Below are 24,196 nucleotides of genomic sequence, written 5' to 3' on the forward strand. Positions count from 1 at the left end.
GTCACTCCAGTTCAAGGATGGGTGCGCCGAGGCAGTCGAGGTCGGGCGTGACACCCAGCCCCGGGCCCTCTGGTGGGGCAATGCGGCCGTTGGTGCGGGTCGGACAGTCAGGCGCGATCCGCGGGCTCACATAGGACGAAAGATCGCAGGTGTTCAGCAGCGACCCTTGCGGTGTAGACGCGGCGAAATGCAGCGCCGCCGCCGTCACGATATCGGATCCCCAGGTGCATTCGGCACAAATCTCGGCCCCCAGATGCACGCTCAGATCGCGGGCGCGGCGCATCGCGGACAACCCGCCGAATTTAGACAGTTTCAGCGCAACCGCATCCAGAACACCTAACTCGGCAGCGCGCAAAAGCGTCGCGAGATCATGGGCCGCTTCGTCAATCTTCATCGGCAGACCGGTTGCCTTGCGGACGGCGGCGCAATCATCGAGCGTTTTGCAAGGCTGTTCCAGCATGATGTCGAAATCACCAACCGCCCGCCCGGTCCGGGTTGCGTGCAGCTTGGATGCGCCACAATTCCAGTCGCCATAGACCAAAGGCCCCGCACCAACTGCCTCGCGCACTTTGATCAGCCGTTCGACATCGGCCTGCCAGTCCGTATCCACCCCGAGTTTGACCTGAAACTGGCGGATGCCAGTGGCGTGGGCGTCCGTCGCAATCCGCGCCATTTCGTCCGGTGCGATGCAGGTGATGGAGTGATAAAGCGGCATGTCGCGCCATGTGCGCCCGCCGAGCAATTGGTAAAGCGGCAGGTCGGTGACCTTTCCATAAAGATCCCACAGCGCCATATCGATCAGGGCTTTTACATGGTTGTGGCCCGGCAGCGCCCCGTCCAGCTTGCGCATGGGGGCGTCAATGCCGGTCGGGGTGATGCCCAGAATTTCCGGGGCCAATTCGACGATGGCGCTGGGGATTCCGTCTGCAAAGGCAGGCAGGTAGTGCGGGATCGGGCAAACCTCGCCCCAGCCCCGCAACCCGGTGTCGGTTTGCAGACGCAGCACGTGGGTTTTGACGCGGTCGCACGCCTTGCCCTCGGCCATGTAGTAGGTCTGGTGACTGGTCAGTTCGAGCGACCAGAGGGTGATGCCCGTGACCTTCATGCGTAGACTGCCACCGGTGGACCAAGCGCGTCTTCGTCAGGGTGCACACCAAGGCCCGGCGCTTCGGGCAGGTGCAAATGTCCGTGCACATTGCGCGGTCCGCGCCCGTCTGCAATGTCGACGGTGATCATGTCCTGACAGGCCCAGACCGCGTGGCAGTGGGCGTCGGGAATGGTGGCGGCCAGATGCAGCGCCTCGGTGTCGGCCAGAACCGAACCGCCCGTGGCCATCACGAACATGTCGATGCCGTGGGCCAATGCGACGTCGCGCATGCGGGCGGCCTTGGTCAACCCGCCCACACGATTGAGCTTGATGCCGAACACTTCGGCGATGCCGTCGCGCGCGATGCGGGTGGCATCCTGCAAGGTAACGAGGCTTTCGTCCACTGACACAGGGGCCGCGTGCTTGCCACAGATGGCAGCGATGTCGTCGAGCGTTTCGCAGGGCTGTTCGAACATCACGTCCAAATCCTGGGTGGCGGACATCACGCGCAGGGCCTGCTGGCGGCTCCAGCCGCGATTGACGTCGTAAAGGATGATCTCGCCGTCGCGGCGCATGGCCTCGACATCGCGAATGCGGGCGATGTCGCGGGCCACATCGCCGCCGATCTTGACCGAATGGGCGACATAGCCGCGCTGTCGGTAGCGCTCGATTACCGTGCGGGTTTCTTCAACGGTCTTTGCCCCAACCGATGAGGCGATGGGGCGCGGAGTGCGTGATCCACCGCCCATGAGGTCGGCAATGGGCAGGTTGGCGGCCTGACCGGCAATGTCCCAGCAGGCCATGTCGATCGGGCTTTTGGCGTAATGATGGCCGGGCAGGGCCTGATCCATGGCCCGCTCCACCTCCAGCACGCGGCGCGGATCAAGCCCGATGACAAAGGGCGCCATCGTTTGAATCCCGGCGCGAATGCCGGGACCATGGGCTGGCACATAAGTATGCCCCCACGGCGTACCTTCGCCCCACCCGGTGAGGCCCGTATCCGTTTCTACCCTGACCAGCGTTGCATCCAGCACGTCGAATTTGAGCCGCCCGCCAGAGAGCCAATAGGGATGCTCAAGCGGCAGATCGACCTGATAGACCTGAATGCGGGTGATTTTCATGGCACGACTACGATGTTTCCTGTGTGTTTCTTGGCGATGAATTCGGCCTGGGCCTCATGCAACTGTTCCAGGGGGTAGGTGGCGGCCAGTGCCGGCTTGATTTCGTCGTCTTCGATATAGCGGATCAGGTTGGGCATGACCTCAGGTGTGATGACGGTCGAGCCGGTGAAGGTCAGATCGCGCAAATAGAACGTGCGCAAATCCAGCTCGACCATGGGCCCGGCGATGGCACCCGAGCAGGTATAGCGCCCACCCCGTTCAAGGATGTCGATCAGGGTGGGCCAGTAGGGGCCACCGACGATATCGGCCACAACAGTGATCTTGTCCGCCCCCAACGCGGCGCGGAGATCTGTGGGCGCGCGCGGCAGGATCACGTCCGGGCCAAGTCGCGCAACATCCGCGTGTTTGGCTTCTGATGCCATGGCGATCACGCGCGCGCCGCGCCGCTTGGCCAGTTGCACCAGTGCACCACCTACGCCGCCCGACGCGCCGGGGACCAGTACAGTGTCCCGGTCAGTCAGGTTTGCACGGGTCAGCATGCCTTCGGCTGTGGAATAAGAGCAGGAAAACGTTGCCAGTTCCGCGTCGCTGAGGCTGGATCGAATGGCCAGCGCATTGCGGGCAGGGGTTGTGCAATATTCGGCAAAGCCGCCGTCACGCTCTGATCCAAAATAACCTGTCTTGTTCATGTTTTGCAGGTCATCTGCATCGCGTAACCACGCATCGGTGATCACCCGCTCGCCGATCCGGGCGGGGTCAACATCTGCGCCAACCGCAACAATCTCGCCGCAGACATCTGCGCCCTGAATGCGGGGGAACTGGATGGGTGATCCGCCCCAGGCCGGATCATCTTCGCCGACCGTTTCAAAGGCACTGCCGGTTGTCGCCTCGGTCACCGTCTTGGAATACCAACCCGACCGGGTGTTCACATCCGTATTGTTCAGCCCGCAGGCCCCGACACGAATCAAAACCTCTTGGGGCGCAGGGGCAGGGCAGGGCCAGTCCCTGTGCAGCACCATCTGATCAATATCGCCGTGACCCATCGTCACCATCGCCTTCATTGTCTTGGGAATGGTCATGTCGCGTCCGCCTTTGGTTTGTGGTTGTCGGGGTCGTAGGCCGGTTCGCTCAATACACGGGCCGGGCGCGCGGCGCCATGGATCACCACGTCCAGCGCACACCCCGGTGCCGCGGCGCCGGGTTGAACATATGCAAAGGCCAGGACCTTGCCCACGGTCGACCCAAACACGACCGAGGCCGTGGAGCCGACAACGCGCCCGTCGCGCATCACCGCCTCACCACCATGGCCATCCGTGTGCCCGTCCGCCTCGATTTCGAGATAGGCGCAGACCCAACGAAGGTCGGAGTTCAGAGTTTTGTCGCGGCCCAGATAGGCCTTGTCCGAGCGGGCAAAGCGCAACACATCCGCCTCGGCCAATGTGACCTCGTTGGTCAATTCGCCCGCGCCCTTGAACCCTTTTTCCATGCGCATCACGTTCATCGCAAAGGACCCGTAATCCGCAATCCCGTGGGGTTCGCCCGCGGCCCAAAGAGCGGCATAAACATCGCGGCAGGCCGCGTTCGGGATGTGCAATTCCCAACCCAACTCGCCCGCATAGGACATGCGCAGTGCCCAGACCTTGTGGCCCGCCACCGTGATGTGTTGGCCCGAGAGCCAGCGGAAGCCTGCATTGCTGAGATCCGCCTCCGTACAGGCGGCCAGCACTGCGCGCGCCCTTGGGCCGTTTAGCGACAGGGCCGACCAGTCCGTGGACAGCGCGGTGAATGTCACGTCTGCCGCGCCCTGATGCTGGGTCAGATGGTCGAGCAGGCGTAGTTCGAAAAACGCAGCGCAAACCAGATAAAACCGGTCGTCCCCCATCCGCAGGATCGTGGTCTCCAACTCGATCCGGCCCGCGCGGTTCAGCATATGGGTCAGCGTGATCGAGCCGACCTTTTGCGGCATCCGGTTGGCCGTCAGGCGATCCAGAAGCGCATAAGCATCCGGGCCCTCGACCAGCACCTTGGTAAAGGCCGTCACATCCATGAGACCAACACGCTCGCGCACTGCTTTGACCTCTGCTGTGACCACATCATCCACCGGCGTTCGATGAAAGGAATAGTGATCCTGCTGCGGAATGTCCCTGGCGAAAAAGCGTGGGCGTTCAAAGCCATAGACCTCTTCGTGCACCGCCCCCTTGACCTGCAGCAGATCGTGCAGAGGGGACGGTTTCACCGGGCGCCCGGCCAGTCGGTTGAAATGCGGAAACGGGATTTCGTGGCGCAGGCAGTAATCCTCGCGCGCCTTGACCACTTGCCAGTCCCTGGTGGCGTAGCTGCCAAAGCGGCGCGGATCATAGTCGCGCATCGAAATGTCGCCCGCGCCGTGCACCATCCAGCGCGCCAGTTCCCGCGTCAGCCCCGGGCCCCAACCGATGCCGATCTGCGTGCCGCAGCAGCACCAGTAATTGCGCACCCCCGGCGCCGGGCCGATCAGCGGGTTGCCGTCGGGCGGGTGGCTGATGGCGCCGTGCACCTCGCGCTGAATCCCGAGATCGGCAAAGATCGGCATGCGGTTCAGGCTTTCCTCAAGCCAGGGCATGACGCGATCGTAATCGGCATCAAACAACCAGTTTTCGTACTCCCACGGGCAATGGTCGTGCCAGACGGAGTTCGGGTTCTCCTTTTCATAGATCCCGATCAGCCCGCGCTGTTGCTCCATTCGGATATAGCCCGACACTTTGCGATCATCGCGGATGACGGGCAATTCGCGGTCGAGGGTGGCAAATTCGGGCACCGGTTCGGTCACGAAATAATGGTGGGTCATCGAGGTCATCGGCAACTGCAGGCCCGACCATTCGCCCATCTGGCGGGCATAGGTGCCACCCGCGTTGACCACGTGTTCGCAGGTGATCGTGCCCTGTTCGGTTTCGACCTGCCACTCGCCTGTGTGCAATTGGGTTATGTTCGTGGCCCGGCACTGGCGGATGATGCGCACGCCCCTTAGTCGCGCGCCAGCGGCCATCGCCATGGTGACGTTGGTGGGGTCCACATGGCCGTCATCAGGCGTGTGCAGCGCGCCCAGAACCCCATCGAGGTTGTAAAAGGGGTGCAGTTTGGCGACCTCCTTTGGCCCAACCAGTTCGATGTTGAACCCCAGCGCGCGACCCACCGACAGCGTATGGCGCAGCCAGTCCATTTCGTCCTGCGTATAGGCCAGCCGGAACGACCCGCAGCCATGCCATGTGACCGCCTGACCGGTCTCGGCCTCAAGCCCGCCGGAATAGAGTCCGATGTTGTAATCCACGCATTTGCCCAACCCATAGCTTGAGGTCGAATGGGTGATCTGCCCCGCCGCGTGCCATGTGCTGCCCGAGGTCAGTTCCGCCTTTTCCAAAAGCACCGTGTCGCTGCCCCAGCCTTCGTGGCCCAGATGGTAGGCCAGACCCACGCCCATGACACCGCCGCCCACAATGACGACGCGCGCGGTGCTGGGGAAATCAGGGGTCACGGGGGGTGTCCTTGTGCGAGTCGTCTTTTCTCTCGACAGGCTAAGCGGACAGAAGTACCATCGTCAATCATGAATGGGACAAACGTATCAAATGCGATTCTGGAGCGGCTGGCAGACGAGTTGTCCGCGTTGACGCCCGAGGCGCGCAAGGCCGCCACATATGTGCTGGAAAACCCACGTGATGTGGGGGTGTCGACCGTGCGCGAGATCGCGCAAGCCGCCAAGGTCAAACCCAACACCGTCGTGCGCATGGCCCGGCAAGTGGGGTTCGAAGGCTACGAGGATTTCCGCGCCCCGTTCCGTGATGCCATCCGGCGCGGGGCGGCGGACTTTCCGGATCGCGCGCGCTGGCTGCAGGACATCTCCAAATCCGGTGATCTGGGGGGGCTCTATGCGGATATGGTGCGCGATGTGATGGCCAATATCGAAGAGACCTTTGCAGGTATCTCGACCGACGATCTGAAGGCCGCAGCTACGGCGATCTGGGGCGCGCGGCGTGTGTTCACGCTGGGGGTCGGGGTCAACAACTCGGTCGCGCGAAATTTCACTTATCTCGCATCGACCGGAATGACTGAATTTCAGGCCATCCCGCGCCCCGGCTCGACCCCGGTGGACGATCTGGCCTGGGCGGATCTGCGCGACGTGCTGATTGCGATCACCTGCAAACCCTATCGCAGCGAAGTGGTCGAGGCCGTCGCAATCGCGCGCGAACAGGGCATGACCATCATCGCCCTGTCCGACAGCCCGGCCAGCCCGATCATCCGTGCTGCTGACCACCGCTTTGTCGTCTCGGTCGACACGCCACAGTTCTTTCCCTCTTCGGTCAGCATCATCGCGCTGCTGGAAACCATCCTGTCCTTTGTCGTGGCCGTCGCCAGCGATGAAATCGTGGAGCGGGTCGAGACATTTCACAAACGCCGCCACCAGCTCGGCCTGTACTATGCGGAGAACAAATGAGCGGACCGATCCGATCGATGGCGGCGCGCTACTACACCGACCCCGAGGTGTTTCGGATTGAATGCGCGGGCCTCTTGGCGCGCACCTGGCAATTTGGCTGCCATGTCTCTGATGTCGCTGAACCGGGCGACTACGCGACCTTCGAAGTCGCAGGCGAAAGCCTGTTTGCGATCCGCGGGCGGGATGACCAGATCCGCGTGTTCTACAATGTCTGCCAGCACCGTGCCCACCAACTGGTCAGCGGAACGGGCACGACCCGTGTTGTCGTGTGCCCCTATCACGCCTGGACTTACGAGTTGACCGGCCAGTTGCGCGGCGGACCGAACGTCAAGGCGGTCGAAGGGTTTGACCCCAAAACCGTGTGCCTGACGCAGGTGCGCGCCGAAGAGTTCCTTGGCTTTGTCTTTGTGAACCTTGATCCCGACGCTGCCCCGATGGAGGACTGGTTCCCGAACGCGCGCGCCGAACTCGAGGCATGGGTGCCCCATTGGTCGACCCTCAAGCCGTTGGAATGGGTGGAAATTCCGGAAAACTGCAATTGGAAAGTGTCGGTCGAGAATTACTCGGAATGCTATCATTGCGCGCTGAATCATCTGACATTTGCCAATGGCGTGGTCAAGCCCGAGACCTATGACATCCAGCCCCAAGGCATGTGCCTGCGCCACACGACCGAATGTCAGCCGCCCGAACAGATGAGCTATGACATCGAGTCCGGATTCGCGCATGCGGCGGACTATTCGAGCTGGTTTCTGTGGCCGATGTTCTCGTTTCAGGTCTATCCCGGCAATGTGCTGAACACCTATCACTGGCGGGCCACAGATGCCGATCACGTCACGGTCTGGCGCGGCTGGTATTCGGTGGACAGGGCCGAGGATGCCAAGATACGCCAACTCGCCCGGCAAGACCGCGAAACCACGGTCGAAGAAGACATCCATCTGGTGGAATCCGTTCAGCGCGGCCTTGGATCGCGCGGCTACAGGCCCGGTCCGCTGGTGATCGACCCGCAGGGTGGCGTCAATTCCGAACATCCGGTGATGCATTTGCAGCGCTGGATGCGCGATGCCATAGATGGCTGACCCCGCCACTGCGCATCCCGGCGGGCAGTGCCATCACAGCGAAAGGACACATCATGAGCGCATTCGACGAAGACCTGTTTCTGAAAGGGTTGGAACAGCGCAAGGCCACGCTGGGCGCGGAGTATGTGGAAAAGAACCTTGCTGCCGCCGATGATTTCACCCGCCCGTTTCAGGCGGCGATGACCGCATGGTGCTGGGGCTTTGGCTGGGGGGATGACGTGATTGACGCCAAGACGCGATCGATGATGAACCTGTCGATGATCGGGGCGCTCGGCAAGATGAGCGAGTGGGAAATCCACTGCCGCGGCGCAATCAAGAACGGGGTGAGCCAGGACGAATTGCGCGCAATCATCCACGTGATTGGCATCTATTGCGGCGTGCCTCAAGCGCTCGAATGCTTTCGCGTGGCACGCAAGGTGCTTGAAGAAGCCTGAAGAAAACGCGAGGGCGCACGCGCGAAACCTGTCATCGGCAGCACATGCATGACGGGTGCAGGTGTTTGGCATTCAACCCAAAGATTGTTATACCTCCATCATTTAAGATGGAGATTTGAGTGTTGAAACAATCTGTAAGCCCGTGGAAATTTGTACTTGGCACCCTGCTTGCCGTCCCACTGCTTGGCAGCGCCGGCTTTGCCCAAAGCGATCTGGACTCTCTCACCCCGGCGATTGTCGGGGGACGCGAGGATGGCAGTTCGCCGGTCGATAATGCGACCGTTTACATCCACCTTGCCGCCACCCCTGGCACATCCAGAACGACCGGACGGTGCACTGGCACCCTGATCGCGCCGGATGTCGTGCTGACGGCCGGGCACTGCTTTGACAGAACCAATATCATCACGCGCCCGGCCGGGGCGAATGTCTTTCCTTCGCCCGTAGCCACCGATTGGGAGAACCCGCAAAAATGGTACCCCACATATAACCGGCTGCCCGACGGGGTTCCGGTCTATTTCGGTCATGACTCGTCCAATTGGCGCGCGGTCAGGAACGCGCGCTACTATTCCAAACCGGGATATGCGGACATGCTGGTGCTGAAACTGGATTCGCCTGTCCCTCGGGATATCGCGGTCCCGGCCAAGCCGTTGCTGGACACAACGGGGCGCTCGATCGACTGGTCACAGCAGAGCTTTCGCATGGCCGGGTGGGGGTCCATCATTCCGGTGCCGATCTTCAATCCGGCGCAGGGCGGCAACCCGGTGCAGGCGGTGAATCCGCGCTTTCGGCTGACACTGGATGGTTCGAACGGCACGATCCGGGAATCGAGGCCGTGGCCCTCCAATTGCAGCGCGCGGCCAAGGGCCTGCGGGTGCTTCGCCAACAAGATGTGTGTGACCACCAGTTCGGGTCGCCGATCCGTCTCGCAAGGGGACAGCGGTGGGCCGCTGTACTGGACGGACCCGGAAAGCGGCCAGCTTTATGTGATCGGGGATCTGCAGAACTCGGGCGAGACCTATGTGGTCACCTTCGGCAAGGGCGGAACGGACTTTTCGGGCCTGTTTGCGCCGCGGCTGGGCGAGTGGCTGGAATACAAGCTGGATCGGCGCACCGATGCGCAATGGTTTGACCAGACCGGAGCAGGGCGGAACGAGGCTGGCGATCGCATGGGCTCTGCCTTTGCGGTGGGCAATTACTTTGAAACCGGCGGGGATTTTGACAGCCTTGATGTCGCTGTCGGCGCACCGGGCGAGGATTATCTCGGCTCGGGTCCAAATGCCGGTGTCGTCTTTCTCTATTCGCGCGACGCGGGCGATTTGCGTCCCAAAGGCTTCCTTGAGCAGTCCGGTGCCGGTCGAAACGAGGCCGGGGACCGGTTTGGCGCAGCACTCGCAACGGCGAACATACCGGGCGCGGACAAGGATGATCTGCTTGTCGGCGCACCGGGCGAGGATTTCCGCAGCTCGGGGCCCGACGGCGGCGTGGTGTTCGTGTTCCCGGGCACAGGCACCGAATTTGGCACCCCGCAACTGCTGACGCAGGAACCGACCGAGACCACGCAGCGCGGCGACGCATTCGGATCGGCCATTGCCACGGGCGATTTCAACCGCGATGGCCGCACAGATGTGGCTGTGGGCGCACCGGGAGATTCCGCCTCGGGTCGGGTGAGCGAAAGCGGCTCAGTCTATGTGTTCCGGGGCAATGCGGCCGGTGTCGATGTGCCGCGCGTGCTGGGCCATGGCGCCGGATCCGTATCGTCGGGCGATCAATACGGCTATGCGCTGGCCACGGGTGATTTCAACGGTGACGGCTTTGATGATCTGGCGGTCGGTGCGCCCCGGCGCGGCCTGTCGGGCGGTGCGAAATCGGGCGTGGTGGTGATCTATCATGGCGGTGCCTCGGGGCTGATCCCGGTCGCAACGCTGGGCCAGAACCCGGCAGGCAGCAACGAGGTCGGTGACCAGTTCGGCTATGCGCTTGCGGTTGGGGATTTCGATGCCAATGGCGTCGATGATCTGGCCGTGGGCGCACCGGGCGAGGACGTCAACGGATCAGGCCCGAATGCGGGTGTAGTCTTTGTCTTTCCGGGTGTTGCGGGCACAGGGCTGAGCACTCCGGAGCTTGTCACGCAAGCACCCATCGGCAGAAACGAAAGCGGCGATCGCTTTGGTGCGGCCCTGACATCCGGCGACATCAACGGCGACGGCTTTGACGATGTGATCATTGGCACCCCGGGCGAGGATTTCCGCGGCTCGGGGCCGAATGCGGGGGTGTTTTACACCGCCCTTGGCTCGCAATTCGGCATCATCGACGCGCCGCTGCACTATGACCAAAGCCCCGGGCGCAACGAGGCACAGGATGCATTCGGAACTGCGCTGATCTCGGGACATGATGCGGGCGTGCACTCGGCCTTTGTGCTTGTCGGATCACCCGGCGAGAATGTCGAAGGATCAGGTCCGGGGGCTGGCGTGGCCTATTACGTGCCCTGAGGCCGGGCAGGGTGGTCCACGCCCCCTGCGCCGCCAAGTCCAATGCGGCAGATGTTCAATGTACTTATGAAGACCGATATGCAACTTTATCGTGCGGATGGCGGTTTTTGTGTCCGCAAGGATATTTCATTTCAAGGGGGTTTTTATGGTTACAGTGAGCGCAATGATGGTCGCCGCTCTGACGGCGGGCGCGACGGCAATCGGCAAGGAATTCGCCTCGGCAAGCGTGAAAGACGGCTACGCAAAACTCAAGGCATTGCTGGCAAAACGCAGCGCCGCCCTTGGCGTGCTGATCGACACGGTCGAAGAGGATCCCGCCTCGGAACCCGAACAGGCCGTGCTGGCCAAGCAACTGGACCGCGCTGATCTGTCCGAAGACGGCGAAGTGCTGGAAGCTCTGCAATCGCTCGCCAAAGCCGTCGAGGATCTGCGCGACAGCGCGGCAGGCGCAGGCGCGGTGATTGACTTTGATACGGTGTCCATCGCCGGGTCGGTGGACCTCAAGGATATCTCGGCCCAAGGCGGCGTGTTTCGCGCCAAAAGCGCAGAGATCGGCGGAGATTTCCGCGCAGAAGGCATCACGCAAAAGAAGTGAGGCCGACGCTCGGGGTCCGGCTGCCCCTGTCGTCGACATAGGTGCATTCACCGGCCGGGACATCGTGGTCCAGTTTGGGCTGTCCTCGACGCCGTCGCAATATCGCAGGCTTATCCAGCGCTTTGTGAAATCCTATCTCGGGGATGCGGACAAACCCGTCCCCTTTGGCGGACGTCAAACCCAGCTTGCCCAGATGAACGCGTGGTTTGCCGATCCCGCTGCCCCGCCCAACCTGCTGATTACGGCCGATGCCGGGCGTGGCAAGACCGCGCTGCTCGTGCGCTGGCTCGAACAGCTCGACACCGAAGTTCACAAGATATTCCTGCCCATCAGCATCCGGTACGAGACAAACCGCCCGGCGTTTTTCTATCAGGCGCTGGCCGCGCGCCTCGCCGACATTGCGGGCGAGACCCTGACCACCTCGGCCACCGATGCAGGCGCGCATTACCGCGAACGGGTGATCGAATATTGCGACCTCCTCGAAAGCCGGAATGTGAAATGCCTGCTGGTCATTGACGGGCTGGATGAGGCCAATGGCTGGTCCTTCAGCGAAAGCGTGCTGGGTGATATCAGCACCGAAACCATGCGCATCGTTGCCGCCGCCCGGCTGATGGTGGGGGATGCAGATGCACAGGGCTGGTTGCGGCGTCTGGGCTGGTCGCATCGCGGGGCCGGGGCCGCCAGTATCCTGATCCCGCCGCTCGACAGTGACGAGATTGCCGACGTTCTGCGCCGCACGACGCCGCGCTTTGAAACCCTGTCCACCAATCCGGAGGTTCTGTCCACACTCAAGCGGCTGACCGTGGGTGACCCGCTGCTGCTGACCTACTATGTCGAGGATCTGGATGACCTCAACGTCACCGACCCGGCCCGCGTTCTGGAACATCTGCGCGGCAAAAGCGAAGGGTTCGGCGCGTTCTTTGACGACTGGTTGCTCAAGCAGGGCGGACTTGTGTCCGAACACGGCACCGCCATCGAGGATCAGGCGATAAAGAAAATCCTCGCCATTCTGGCCAGCGCCCTAGGCCCACTCTTGATGCGCGATCTCGAGGCGCTGGTGGCGCGCGCCTTTGGCAATGACACGCTGATTTCGCGCGACACGTTGCAGCCGCTGAATCGCTTTATCATCGGTGACGGCCACCAGAACGGGTTTGCGCTGTGCCATCCAAAGCTGCGGGATTTCCTGCGGCAGGACTATTTCGGTGGCTCGAACATCGTCACATCGGCGGATCAGGCCTTTCTTGATTGGGGGCACGATACCATCGCGGCGGTGCGCGATGATGGGCACGACCCGGACGACGCATCGCGCTATCTGCGCCGCCACTTTGCCCAGCACCTGAACGAGGCGGACGTGGGGCTCGAGCGGTATTTCGATCTGATCGACCTTGGCTGGCGCAAGGCATGGGAGGCGGATCAGGAAGGCGACGGGTTGCGCGGGTTCAAGAATGACGCCGAGGCGGCCTTTGACGCGTTTCAGGCGGCCTATCTCGCAGGGGAGGGGCATAAGGATCTGGCGCTGGTCGGCATGATCAGCGCGGCACTTACGGTCAGTGTGGTCAATTCCCTCAGCGACAACATCCCCGACGACCTCATCGCCGAAGCGCTCAAGCACAAATGCATCGCGCTGGGACAGGCGCTGATGTTTGCGCAACGTTCGGACAAGATGCGCACGATGACGTCGATGGGCATGCTGCTCGACACCGTGCCCGAAGAGCGGCGGACCTATATTTTTGACAGCGCGCTCGAGACGCTGCGCGCTGCCACCAAAGAGGGCGAGGTGCAGCACGGCGTTGCCTCGGTCGCGCCTTTTGCCGATGAGGACCAACAGATGGACCTGCTTGATCTCGCCACGGCGCTCAAAAACGAGTGGCGGCTGGCGGGCAGCATTCGCGGACTTGCGCCTTACGCAGTGCCGCAAAGCATACGTATCATGATCGATGAAATCAGCGGTATCCGTGATGCCTGGCCGCGGGCCAGCGCGCTTTTGGCGCTGTCCGCGTCGGTCACGGCCCCTGACGATATCGAGGCCATCGTAGAGGGCTTGCGCAGGATGTCCGATGCAGAAATACGCACAAAAATCGCGACAAACCTGGCCGAGCGATCAACGGGTGATCTGCGGGACGCCCTGATCGATGACGCCGTGCATTGGTCTGCCAGCATCTCCAAAGTCGATGTGTTTGCCGAAGTCTTTGGCAAAATCGTCGAAATGCGCCCCGAGGCGCTGGACGACGCTGTTCTGGCCCGCCTCACATTCCCGGATGGCGGCGACGCGGATGGCTACCGCAACATGTTTCGCTGTCTGGGCAAGTACTTTGATGACGATTTTCTGCACGCATCGCTCGTGCGCCTTCTGGCGCCCTCCCAAGCGTGGATCGAAGAGTTTGACGACACCGACAGCATGACCGACGTCACCTTTTGGATCGTCGGCACAGGTGACCTGCTTGCAAACACCGCAGGATCAGTGCGCGAGGCGGACAATCCGATCTGGCCGCGGGTGGCCGAGATGTTGCCAACCTGCCTCGATGGCATTGTTGCGCAATTCCCACCGGACTTTGACGACGGCCTGACCGACGCAGTGCAGGAGGCCTTGCACCGCATCCAAAGCCAGTTCCCGCGATATGCGTGGTCCGAGCACGGCACTGAGATGGACGTCGCGCCGGATGCATCCGCATCGGGCGCAGTGGCTCAAACATCTGTCCCACCAACAGGGCACCACACTGGCGCAGCATACAGCACCGGGATGTTGGTACCCTCGCCCCGCCATGCGACGTCGAGCGAGGAATTGCAGGCGCTGATGCAGGGCGACACAACGCCCGGCATGGCCCCGCACTCTATCGATCGCTGTTTGCAACTGCTGCCCGACGTGCCAAACGATCTGGCCATCAAGGCCATCGATGCGGCCTTTGTCGCAGCACTTGCGCCGACAGACAGCGGCGACATTGTCGTGTGTTGCCGGGATCTTGCCGCGTCCTTGTCGCCAGACAGCATCGCGCGTTGCTTGCAACTTGCCCTCGCAACCAGCGATGAATACGACAAAGGTCAGGCGCTTGGGGCGCTGGTTCCATATCTGAGCGAGGAACAGCGCCGGCAGGTTCGGGACGCGGCGGAGGGTATGCAGGACTTTGGCAGCCGCATGTTCCTGCAGTGCCTGTTGGCGCAACGCGACCCCGCAGACCAACAGCGCGCCTTGCATATCGAATTCATGGACCAGATCGCGGACCGCTACGACCGGTTGGGCATCGAAAACGGGGCTGATCTGACAACGCTCAAGCGGTTCATGGCGCCGGACGTGTTGCAGATCGCGCAATCGAGGTTCGACCAGAAAGACGATGAGCATCAGAACCGCTCCCGAACAACGCGCGCCAATGCCGATCCGCAGAATCTGAAACAGCTGTTTGAGAGGATGAAACGCGGCCACATGTCGGGGCGGGAACTGGAGGACTACCGCGCGTTGCTGGATGATCCAAACAGTGCTGCACATGGCGAGTTGTTGGAGGCTGTGCGGGCCTGTCCCCAACCCCTGTTGGTCGCCAAATGGCTTGTGGTGATCGCAGGATGGCTGGAGGGCGCGCAGAGGAACGCGCTGATCTACGAGACGCTTAAAATGCTGGAAACAGTACGAAACAGCTCCGATGCCCGCCACTCAAAAGTGTTTTTCACGGTCTCCATCGTCGAGCGGATAGCCATCTATCTCAGCCGCGACCAATTGCTTGAGACCTTTGATGCCACCAGTGCGTATATCAAGGATGATATCAGGTTGCTCGAAGTGTTCCTGCCCCATCTGGCCATGCAGTTGGAGGGGTTCGATTTCGGAGACGGGGACAGCTGGCGGGGGGATCGTCGCGTCATTGCGATGCTGTTCGGGCCTGTTGATCTCGCGCGCAAACTGGCCGATTCCGATGATCCGGTCACAGACCTTCTGTGGAGGGAAACAGCGATCTTTCGTCACCGCCCCAAACTGTTCTCTGAAGCCAAAGGGTTGGAGCTGATCCGGCTGTTCGTGCCCTATCTGCGCGAAGAGTTTATGGGCACGATCTGGAACTACGTGCGCTTCATGCCAACAGCCACACTGCGTGCCGACGCCGCCATCGAAGTGGCGCTCGCCCGATCAGAGCCGCTGCGCCAATCTGCGCTGCACCTCGCGCTCGAAACCTTGCAGGAATGTCCGCCGTCCGAATGGCAAGGGCTGGTGGAACGGATTGCGCCACTGATCGGTGTGACAGAGGCGGAACAGGCCCTGCGCATTGCCAAATCGCTGCCGGACCCCGAAGCCCGCGAGGCGGCCCTTGTCAGCATCTGGGATGTGATGCCGCAGCACCTGCGCCCGCAGGCACTTGTCGCGCGGTTGTTGGCGGTGTCGTTGTTGCCGCGGCGCGTCAGCTTCCCGATTTGCACGCGTCTGGCGGGCGAGTTGGGAGATCTGGGTTGTCCCGAAGCGACACCGGACCTTGCCGAGCGCATAACGGCCGTTCTTGCGTGGTGGCGTCAGTGAAGGCGGTTTGGGTTTGTGCGTAGGGTCCGGTGGTCTGCATGTTCACCGGGAGCATCTGAGCAATTTGTTTACATTAATAAAACGTCGTAATACTATGAATGACTTTGAAAAATAGTCATTCTTTGCAAATTCCGTGCCAGCGTCATCGCAGCTCAGTCTATGGCTGAGCCGATCAATTCGGCGCCGACTTTGGTCTGACGAAATCCGGCGGTCTGGGTGCCGCGACACTACAACTCGACCACATACTTGAAGTGGCGAACGCACTGGTCGTTCAAAGGCCTAAGCAGCCTTGCGACCAACTAGCAATCAAAACGGAAAATTTGGCGGACCCTAGAGGATTCGAACCTCTGGCCTCTGCCTTCGGAGGGCAGCGCTCTATCCAGCTGAGCTAAGGGTCCATCACGGGTCGTATAGCCAGCGGCTGGTTGCACCGCAATTGCTAAAACGCTGAAAACGGGGGCAGGGGGTGATCAGCCGCCCCAACTGCGGACGACACCGCAATCCATATGCACAAAGTTCGAGCCGGAGTATTTCCCGACGCCGCCACCGCGACAGGCTTGGGCTGCGCGTGCCATCTGGCTGACGGAACGTGTGGACAGGCGCAGATCGGCGGCCTGACCTTTCATGTGCAGCGAATTCTTGGCCACGCCCCGGCTGCGCGAGCGCAGCATGGCGTTGGTCTGTGGGCTGCGATAGCCCGACAGCAGCATATAGGGTTCGTTCACATCGAGCAGGTTATGGGCGGCCGCCATGATGTCCACATTGCGCAGATCCATCGCCATGGACTGGTTCGTCCGCCAGTCGCGCATGAAGTGGTTCACTTCCTTCACCGCGTCCTTGATGTAGTCGCCTTCGATCCAGTAGATCATGTCGATCCGCTCACCGGTGCGGCCCGAATACATGCGCAACCGGCGGATATCGCCGGAGCCGCGCAAGAAGCCTGCTGCCTTGGAGAATGTTGGTGCTGCCGTGATGGTCGTGGCTGCGAATGCGCCAAGCAAAGCCCGGCGGGATATACCCGAAGAGTTTGAATTTGTCATTTCACTGCGCCGTCCCGTTTGCCTGTAACCCATGATGTTACACGGGTCCTTGTCATCCTGTCCCCAGATGCACCCTGCTTATGACATAGCTCGATTCGTTTACCAAGCTCTGAATCCGGTTTCAAATAGGTCGCAAGTCAATTTGGCAGAACTTTGCGCAAAATTAGATAGATGCGGCGCTGAGGCCTCGGACCGATGCAATGGCGCATCATGACGTGTTAGATTGGGCTTGCGATGTGAATGTGATTGGACACCCGCGCGGGCCTTTTGGAATATATCGCAACTCGATTTTTTGCGTTTTGAGGTGAGATATGACTGCTGCCATTTCCCGTCATTGGTTTTTCGTTCTGAGCATGGCCCTGGGCCTGTTGCTGTCGGGCCTGCCCCAGACCGCATCAGCGCAAGTGACTGCGTTCAAACAGGCTGTGGCCGAAGCGGCAGCCCGCGACGCCGATATCGCAGCGTTCTACAAGGCCTACGGTTACAACAGCCTCTGGACAGGCCGCACGGGCCGCGAGCGTCAACGCCGCTCGGCGCTGTTTTCTGCGCTGTCATCCGCAGGCAATCACGGCCTTCCCGCCGCGCGCTATGACGCCGCCGGCCTGCAGGCCAAGATGAAGGCGGCCAAGACCGAACGCGACCGGGGTCTGGTCGAAGTCGAGATCAGCCGCACCTTCCTGCAATTCTCGCGCGATCTGCAGACCGGCGTGTTGGTGCCCTCCCGCGTGAACCGTGCCATCGTGCGTCAGGTGCCCTACCGAGACCGCACTTCGTATCTTGTGAATTTCTCGAAATCCTCGCCCAACGGGTTCTTCAAGGCGCTGCCGCCCAAGACCACCGAATACAACGCCCTGATGAAGGAAAAGCTGCGGATGGAGCGGTTGCTGGCCAAGGGTGGCTGGGGCGCGAAAGTGCCGGCCAAGACGCTCAAACCCGGCCAGTCCGGTGCCCCTGTTGTGGCCATGCGCAACCGCCTGAATGCGATGGGCTTCCTCAAGCGGACCAATACGCAGACCTATGACGCAAGCATCCAATCGGCTGTGCAGCAGTTCCAGCTGGCCCACGGCCTTGCCGCTGACGGTGTGGTCGGTGAAAGTACCATGTCCGAGATCAACAAGGGCGTGCAGGACCGCCTGCAATCCATCATCGTCGCGATGGAGCGCGAGCGTTGGGTAAACCAGGAACGCGGCAAGCGCCACGTGCTGGTCAACCTCCCGGACTTCACCGCCAAGATCGTGGACAACGGCAAGGTGACCTTTTCGACCCGCTCGGTTGTGGGTGCCAACAAGGAAGACCGCCCCACCGTCGAATTTTCGGACGTGATGGAATTCATGGTGGTGAATCCCAGCTGGTACGTACCTCGTTCCATCGTGGTGGGTGAATACCTGCCCGCACTCAAGCGCAACTCCAACGCGGTGCGCCATATAGAGATCACGGACAACAAGGGCCGCAAGGTGAATCGCGGCGCCGTCAATTTCTCGCAATACACGGAAAAGACGTTCCCCTTCGCGATGCGCCAGCCGCCCAGCGAGGGCAACGCGTTGGGTCTGGTCAAGTTCATGTTCCCCAACCCCTACAATATCTACCTGCACGACACGCCCGCCAAAAACCTGTTCGGCCGCGAAGTGCGCGCCTACAGCCATGGATGCGTGCGTCTGGCCGACCCGTTTGATTTTGCCTATGCGCTGCTGGCCAAGCAGGAATCCAACCCTGAAAGCTATTTCAAATCGGTGCTCGCCACGGGCCGCGAAACCCGCGTCGATCTGAAAAGCCCGGTGCCGGTGCACATCATCTACCGCACCGCTTTCACCACGCCCAAGGGCCACACCCAGTACCGCCGCGACATCTATGGCCGCGACGCACAAATCTGGCGCGCCCTGTCCAAGGCAGGGGTAGCCCTGCGCGCCGTTCAGGGATAAAGCCTGTCCCTGACAGCTGTGCGGCCAGGGGACATTCATGCGCTATTCCGTTGCAGAGATTGCCGCCGCCCTCGGGGCGGAGGCGGTCGGAGACACGGCCCTCGTAATTTCCGGTCTGGCGGAACCTGCCGCGGCGGGCGCTGATGATCTGGCCATGGCCAGCACCGTCAAATATGCCGAAAGCCTGTCCAAGGGCGCGGCACAGGCCGCGATGCTGTGGGCGGATGCCGACTGGCAAGCCCTGGGCCTCAAGGCCGCGATCCTGCCTCAACGGCCGCGCTACGCGATGTCGCATCTGACCACGATGATGGATCCGGGTCAGGGCTTTGGCGCAGGCATTCACCCCAGTGCGGTGATCGACCCGACAGCACAAATCGGAACGGGTGTCAGCATCGGCCCCGGCAGCGTCATTGGCCCCGAGGCCCATATCGGCGCGGGATCGGTCATCGGGCCAATGTGTTTTGTCGGCTGGAAGGCCAGTCTGGGCGCGCAGGCCCTGCTGCGCGAACAGGTCAGCATCGGGGCGCATATCCAGATCGGTGACCGCTTTATCGCACAGCCCGGCGCCCGCATCGGTGGCGACGGATTTTCCTTTGTCACGCCCGAAAAAAGCGGCGTCGAGGCGGCGCGCGAAACCCTGGGTGAGCAGGGCGAGGCGCAGGGTCAAAGCTGGTCGCGGATTGCAAGCCTTGGCGGCGTGCTGATCGGGGACGATGTCGAGGTCGGGGCCAATGCCACCATCGACAACGGCACCATCCGCGCCACGCGGATCGGCGACCGCACCAAGATCGACAGCCTTGTGCAGATCGGCCACAACGCCACTCTGGGCCATGACGTGCTGGTCTGCGCGCAGGCGGGTGTGGCGGGGTCCTCGGTGATCGGCAATTTCGCCGTGCTGGGCGGGCAGGTCGGCATTGCCGACAACCTGACAGTCGGCGACCGGGTGGTTGTGGGGGCGGCCAGCGTCGTGTTGTCCTCGGTGCCTGCGGGCCGGGTGATGCTGGGCTATCCGGCCACCGAAATGAAAACCCAGATCAACAGCTATAAGGCGCTGCGTCGCCTGCCGCGCTATGTCGCCGACATCGCTGCCCTGAAGAAAGCAGTTTTCAAGCCGGGTTCCAGTGACTAAATCAACGCCACGTTGCGCGAAAAAGGTGAGACCATGAGCGTTCAGGACAAGGTCATCGAAATCATCGCCGAACAGGCTGTGCTGGAGCCCGGCGATGTCACGCTGGACAGCACGCTTGAAGATCTGGGCATCGACTCGCTCGGCCTTGTCGAAAGCATCTTTGCCATCGAGGAAGAGTTCGACATCTCCATCCCCTTTAATGCCAATGATCCCTCCGAGAGCGACTTTGACATCTCCAGCGTGGCCTCGATCATCAAGGGGATCGAGACGCTGATCGCGGATCAAAAGGGCTGATGCACCGGGTTGTCATCACCGGGGCGGGCACGGTCAACGCATTGGGCCATGATGTGCAGGACACGCTTGCGGCCATGCGCGAAGGCCATTGCGGCATCGGCGCGCTCGACTTTCAGGACGTCGAACGCCTGTCGATCCAGATCGGCGGGCAGGTGCGCGGCTTCGAGGCCGAAGGGCGCTACAACCGCCAGCAGATGAGCCTTTATGACCGGTTCACCCAATTCACCCTCGCCGCCGCTAAAGAGGCGATCGCGCAATCGGGCATCAGCTTTTCCGGCGATCTGGCCGCGAAATCAGGCGTGGTGCTGGGTACTGCCGGGGGTGGGGTCAGCACCTGGGATGCGAACTACCGCTCGGTCTATGAAGAGGGCAAGAACCGGGTCCATCCCTTTGTCGTGCCCAAACTGATGAACAATGCCGCGGCGTCTCATGTGAGCATGGAGCACAACCTCAAGGGCCCGTCCTTTACCGTCTCGACGGCCTGCGCGTCTTCCAATCACGCGATGGCGCAGGCCTTTACCATGGTGCGCTCGGGCCTTGCGCCGGTGATGATCACGGGCGGGTCGGAATCAATGCTGTGCTTTGGCGGGGTCAAGGCGTGGGAAGGGCTGCGGGTAATGTCCAAGGATGCGTGCCGCCCGTTCTCGGCCAACCGCAACGGCATGGTGCAGGGCGAGGGGGCAGGGCTCTTTGTGTTCGAGGATTACGAACACGCGCGCAAACGTGGTGCGGATATCCTTTGCGAAGTGGTTGGGTTTGCCATGTCCTCGGATGCCAGCGACATCGTGATGCCGTCCAAAAACGGTGCCGCGCGGGCCATGGCGGGCGCACTGGCGGATGCAAAAGTGAACCGTGATCAGGTCGGCTATATCAACGCCCATGGCACGGGGACTGCGGCCAATGACAAGACGGAATGCGCCGCCGTAGCGGACGTGTTCGGCCCGCATGCGGACAAGCTGATGATTTCCTCGACCAAGTCGATGCACGGCCACCTGATCGGGGGCACCGGCGCGGTTGAGCTGCTGGCTTGCATCATGGCCCTGCGCGACGGCGTGATTGCACCCACCATCGGTTACGAAGAACCCGATCCCGAATGCGCGCTGGACGTGGTGCCAAACGAGGCGCGCGAGGCCAAGGTCGATGTGGTGCTGTCCAACGCCTTTGCCTTTGGCGGCATGAACGCGGTGCTGGCCTTGCGGGGGGTCTGAGGGCAAAAGAAAACCGCCCCGGAGTTCGGGGCGGTTCTGAAAAATCAGCCTGGGCCAATTTGGATCAGTTGGCGTTGACAGTCGTCTTTTCGTAGCTCGCGGAAAAGCCCAACAGGGACATGGTCAGCTCGACCTTCTGATCAGGCGCGAGTGCCGGCACGATGGTCAGCTTGGCAGAGTTGCCAGCGCGGAATGCCGCAACCTCTTCGGCCACAAGACCAACCCGCGAAAAGCAGCCGATCGTGTTGCAGAACGAATAGGGATAGCGGCGCGCCGCGTTGCCGTCGACCTGCATGGTCAACTGCTGGGGCAGCGAGGTTTCAAGTGGGACGACAATTGTCGCACCGGCCACCGCGCGCCCACCTTCGGGCAGACGGAAGATCGAGATTTCAGCCACAGGCGTGCCTTCGCTGTCCGCCATCAACTGGTACATCTGGCAGGGCTCTTCGACGCCGTCTTCGGTCTTGATGCAGCGCAGGTCCCAGTCGCCGTTCTTTTCCCTGGTATAGGTCTGGCCGACCTGAGGGGCACTGGCATCTTCGCCAAGGCTCAGCTGGTCCTCGATGCTGGGGACAGGCGTTTCAGTTTCTGTTTCGGTGTTTTCGGTCTCTGTTGTCTGCGCCAGAAGGGCGGCAGGGACGAGCAGGGCCGTGGTCAATGCAATCAAAAAGGTGCGCATGTTCATTCCGGTTCAGTTGCGTATCAAGCCGTGTGCTAGCACGCCCGCGCGGCGCTGTCAGGGGCAAAGCGCAAAGATTTGATGTCCCCGCAGCGCCACCTTGCCGCAGCATGTGCCCAAACACAAAAAAGGAGGCGACAAGGCCTCCTTTTCCGGTCGTTTTTTTACTCCCCGTCGGACTGGCCGACTTATTAAGGCGGACGTTACGAAAGGCGTGGGCTTGGGTCAACAGCTATTGTGTGACGCCGCCACCTGACAGGGGCTTGCACGAAAAAAAAGGCCGCGCACAAGGCGCGGCCAGTCTGACAGGGAGGAAGTGTTCCGCGCCAGGAGGACTAGAGGCGGGAACAAAAACACTATGGCACCCAAGTGTTAACTTTGTATGGTCCCCCCGGTAGAGCCCATGGACAAAAGGTTAACAACATGACCGGACAACTCTTTCTCGGCGGCGGTGGCCCGGATTATTCCGAGCATCAGCAGATGGCCCTTGGCTATGCCAACCGCCATGGGCTGATTGCGGGGGCCACAGGCACCGGCAAGACGGTGACGCTGCAAATCCTGGCCGAGGGCTTTTCCAATGCGGGCGTTCCGGTGTTTTTATCGGACGTCAAAGGTGATCTGTCGGGCCTCGCCAAATCCGGCACGCCGGATCACAAGTTGCACGGCCCCTTTATGTCGCGCGCCGAAAAGATCGGCTTTGCTGACTATACCTATCATGCCTGCCCGGTGACGTTCTGGGATCTCTTTGCCGATCAGGGCCACCCGGTGCGCACCACGGTGTCCGAAATGGGCCCGCTGCTGCTGGCCCGCCTGCTTGAGTTGAGCGAGGCCCAGGAGGGCATCCTGAACATCGCCTTCCGCCTCGCGGATGAGGAAGGCATGCCGCTGCTCGACCTCAAGGACCTGCAGGCGTTGCTGGTCTGGATCGGCGAGAACGCCAAGGAGCTGTCCTTGCGCTATGGCAACGTCTCGACCGCTTCGATCGGAGCGATCCAGCGCCGCCTTCTGGTGCTGGAGAATCAGGGCGGTGCGGGGCTGTTCGGGGAACCTGCACTGGATCTCGCCGACCTCATGCGCACCGACGCAGATGGCAAGGGCCGGATCAACATCCTGGCTGCCGACAAACTGATGAACTCGCCCGGCCTTTATGCCACCTTCCTGCTGTGGCTGCTGTCCGAACTGTTCGAGGAACTGCCGGAGGTGGGCGATCCGGAAAAACCCAAGCTCGTCTTTTTCTTTGACGAGGCACACCTGCTCTTTGACGACGCGCCCAAGGCGCTGGTGGACAAGGTCGAGCAGGTCGCGCGCCTCATCCGCTCCAAGGGGGTGGGGGTCTATTTCATCACCCAGAACCCGTCCGACGTGCCCGAGGACATCCTGGGCCAGCTTGGCAACCGCATCCAGCACGCCTTGCGCGCCTTTACGGCCAAGGACCGCAAGCAGTTGAAACTGGCGGCCGAGACCTACCGCGAGAACCCGCGTTTCTCGACCGAGGAGGCGATCCGCGAGGTGGGTGTGGGCGAGGCGGTGACCTCGATGCTGCTGAAAAAGGGGATACCGGGCATTGTCGAGCGCACGCTGATCCGCCCACCCTCGTCGCAGCTGGGGCCGATCACCAAGGCGGAGCGGGCCGCATTTCTGGCGGCCAGCGATATGGCCGGGAAATATGATCAGACACTCGATCGGGTCTCGGCCTTTGAGATGCTGAAATCCCGCGCTGAAAAGGCTGCCGCAGAGGCCGCCGCGGCAGAGGAAAAGGCCGAGGAAGAGACCCCTTCCTTACGTGAATTCAACGCGGCCCGGCGCTATTCTGGCAAGGGGGTGAGCCGCTCGACCTCGCGGCCCAAACGGATCAATCCGACCTTTGGCGAGGCGATGACCAAGATGGTGGTCAAGGAGCTGACCGGCGTGACCGGCAGGCGGATGGTGCGCGGTATTCTGGGCGGGCTGTTCAAGGGGCGGTGAGAAAGGTGTCCCACGCTGGGACAGAGATCGGCCCATGACTTTTCAATGGGTTACAGCGGCGCTTTAACCCTTTGTTCAGAAATGCACCTCGCCATCAGGCCCGGATACCCGTGAATTTTGGGGAGGACGGGTATCCCTGCGCGCGAACCCGGTTCGAACCGCGTGGGGCAGGAAAGGTTTAACTTTTCAACGCTTTGCAG

17 protein-coding genes and 1 tRNA gene are annotated in these 24,196 nt (G+C 61.7%); 11 read left to right on the forward strand and 7 right to left on the reverse strand.

The window, feature by feature from the left end; translation table 11 throughout:
* Position 1: 1 nt before the first annotated feature.
* The 4 genes from Q1A89_RS08165 to Q1A89_RS08180 are packed head-to-tail and all read right to left on the reverse strand — an operon-like array spanning position 2 to position 5,719.
* Positions 2-1,105 carry a mandelate racemase/muconate lactonizing enzyme family protein gene (locus tag Q1A89_RS08165; RefSeq protein WP_299725852.1) on the reverse strand — a complete coding sequence of 368 codons (1,104 nt, stop codon included), beginning with the start codon at positions 1,103-1,105 and terminating at the stop codon, positions 2-4.
* On the reverse strand, positions 1,102-2,208 hold the full coding sequence (locus Q1A89_RS08170) for an enolase C-terminal domain-like protein (RefSeq protein WP_299725855.1): 1,107 nt from the start codon (positions 2,206-2,208) through the stop codon (positions 1,102-1,104). Before Q1A89_RS08170 ends, Q1A89_RS08165 begins: the two co-directional genes overlap by 4 nt.
* Entirely contained in the window at positions 2,205-3,287 is a 1,083-nt protein-coding gene (locus tag Q1A89_RS08175) for an alcohol dehydrogenase family protein (protein ID WP_299725858.1), read from the reverse strand. Before Q1A89_RS08175 ends, Q1A89_RS08170 begins: the two co-directional genes overlap by 4 nt.
* A complete protein-coding gene (locus tag Q1A89_RS08180; protein WP_299725861.1) occupies positions 3,284-5,719 on the reverse strand; it encodes an FAD-dependent oxidoreductase in 2,436 nt (811 codons plus the stop codon). The genes Q1A89_RS08175 and Q1A89_RS08180 overlap by 4 nt, the downstream gene beginning before the upstream one ends.
* A gap of 69 nt (positions 5,720-5,788) precedes the next feature.
* Between Q1A89_RS08180 and Q1A89_RS08185 the strand changes: the two genes are divergently transcribed.
* The 6 genes from Q1A89_RS08185 (at position 5,789) to Q1A89_RS08210 (ending at position 15,762) form a co-directional block, all read left to right on the forward strand.
* Positions 5,789-6,676 carry a MurR/RpiR family transcriptional regulator gene (locus tag Q1A89_RS08185; protein ID WP_299725864.1) on the forward strand — a complete coding sequence of 296 codons (888 nt, stop codon included), beginning with the start codon at positions 5,789-5,791 and terminating at the stop codon, positions 6,674-6,676.
* Entirely contained in the window at positions 6,673-7,752 is a 1,080-nt protein-coding gene (locus Q1A89_RS08190) for an aromatic ring-hydroxylating dioxygenase subunit alpha (RefSeq protein WP_299725867.1), read from the forward strand. The genes Q1A89_RS08185 and Q1A89_RS08190 overlap by 4 nt, the downstream gene beginning before the upstream one ends.
* Before the next feature lie 53 nt (positions 7,753-7,805).
* Positions 7,806-8,186, forward strand: coding sequence for a carboxymuconolactone decarboxylase family protein (locus tag Q1A89_RS08195; RefSeq protein WP_299725870.1), 381 nt, complete (start codon positions 7,806-7,808; stop codon positions 8,184-8,186).
* A gap of 122 nt (positions 8,187-8,308) precedes the next feature.
* A complete protein-coding gene (locus Q1A89_RS08200; protein WP_299725873.1) occupies positions 8,309-10,675 on the forward strand; it encodes a trypsin-like serine protease in 2,367 nt (788 codons plus the stop codon).
* Between the two features lie 145 nt (positions 10,676-10,820).
* Entirely contained in the window at positions 10,821-11,270 is a 450-nt protein-coding gene (locus Q1A89_RS08205) for a hypothetical protein (RefSeq protein ID WP_299725876.1), read from the forward strand.
* 64 nt (positions 11,271-11,334) lie between these two features.
* Positions 11,335-15,762: a hypothetical protein gene (locus Q1A89_RS08210; protein ID WP_299725879.1), complete on the forward strand. Its 4,428-nt coding sequence runs from the start codon at positions 11,335-11,337 to the stop codon at positions 15,760-15,762.
* A 321-nt stretch (positions 15,763-16,083) separates the two neighbouring features.
* Here the strand turns inward: Q1A89_RS08210 and Q1A89_RS08215 are convergent.
* Together Q1A89_RS08215 and Q1A89_RS08220 are read right to left on the reverse strand one after the other, a co-directional pair.
* Positions 16,084-16,160 (reverse strand) — tRNA-Arg (locus Q1A89_RS08215).
* A 72-nt stretch (positions 16,161-16,232) separates the two neighbouring features.
* A complete protein-coding gene (locus Q1A89_RS08220; protein ID WP_299725881.1) occupies positions 16,233-16,802 on the reverse strand; it encodes a DUF882 domain-containing protein in 570 nt (189 codons plus the stop codon).
* 353 nt (positions 16,803-17,155) lie between these two features.
* Between Q1A89_RS08220 and Q1A89_RS08225 the strand changes: the two genes are divergently transcribed.
* Genes Q1A89_RS08225 through Q1A89_RS08240 form a run of 4 tightly spaced genes read left to right on the forward strand, consistent with a single transcriptional unit; the run spans position 17,156 to position 21,352 of the window.
* Positions 17,156-18,721 carry a L,D-transpeptidase family protein gene (locus Q1A89_RS08225; RefSeq protein ID WP_299726168.1) on the forward strand — a complete coding sequence of 522 codons (1,566 nt, stop codon included), beginning with the start codon at positions 17,156-17,158 and terminating at the stop codon, positions 18,719-18,721.
* 37 nt (positions 18,722-18,758) lie between these two features.
* Positions 18,759-19,850, forward strand: coding sequence for a UDP-3-O-(3-hydroxymyristoyl)glucosamine N-acyltransferase (lpxD, locus tag Q1A89_RS08230; protein WP_299725884.1), 1,092 nt, complete (start codon positions 18,759-18,761; stop codon positions 19,848-19,850).
* A 33-nt stretch (positions 19,851-19,883) separates the two neighbouring features.
* Positions 19,884-20,144 (forward strand): acyl carrier protein, encoded by a 261-nt coding sequence (locus Q1A89_RS08235; RefSeq protein ID WP_299725887.1) that lies wholly within the window; start codon positions 19,884-19,886, stop codon positions 20,142-20,144.
* Complete coding sequence (locus Q1A89_RS08240) at positions 20,144-21,352, forward strand: beta-ketoacyl-[acyl-carrier-protein] synthase family protein (RefSeq protein ID WP_299725890.1); 1,209 nt, start codon at positions 20,144-20,146, stop codon at positions 21,350-21,352. Before Q1A89_RS08235 ends, Q1A89_RS08240 begins: the two co-directional genes overlap by 1 nt.
* Positions 21,353-21,416: 64 nt before the next feature.
* Here the strand turns inward: Q1A89_RS08240 and Q1A89_RS08245 are convergent, their stop codons facing one another.
* Positions 21,417-22,031, reverse strand: a complete 615-nt coding sequence (locus Q1A89_RS08245; RefSeq protein WP_299725892.1) for an invasion associated locus B family protein — start codon at positions 22,029-22,031, stop codon at positions 21,417-21,419.
* Between the two features lie 423 nt (positions 22,032-22,454).
* Between Q1A89_RS08245 and Q1A89_RS08250 the strand changes: the two genes are divergently transcribed.
* The gene (locus Q1A89_RS08250) at positions 22,455-23,996 is read left to right on the forward strand and encodes a helicase HerA-like domain-containing protein (protein ID WP_299725894.1); all 1,542 of its coding nucleotides are present in this window, start codon (positions 22,455-22,457) and stop codon (positions 23,994-23,996) included.
* Positions 23,997-24,196 lie beyond the last annotated feature (200 nt).

This window comes from uncultured Tateyamaria sp. (assembly GCF_947503045.1).
Lineage (GTDB): Bacteria > Pseudomonadota > Alphaproteobacteria > Rhodobacterales > Rhodobacteraceae > Tateyamaria.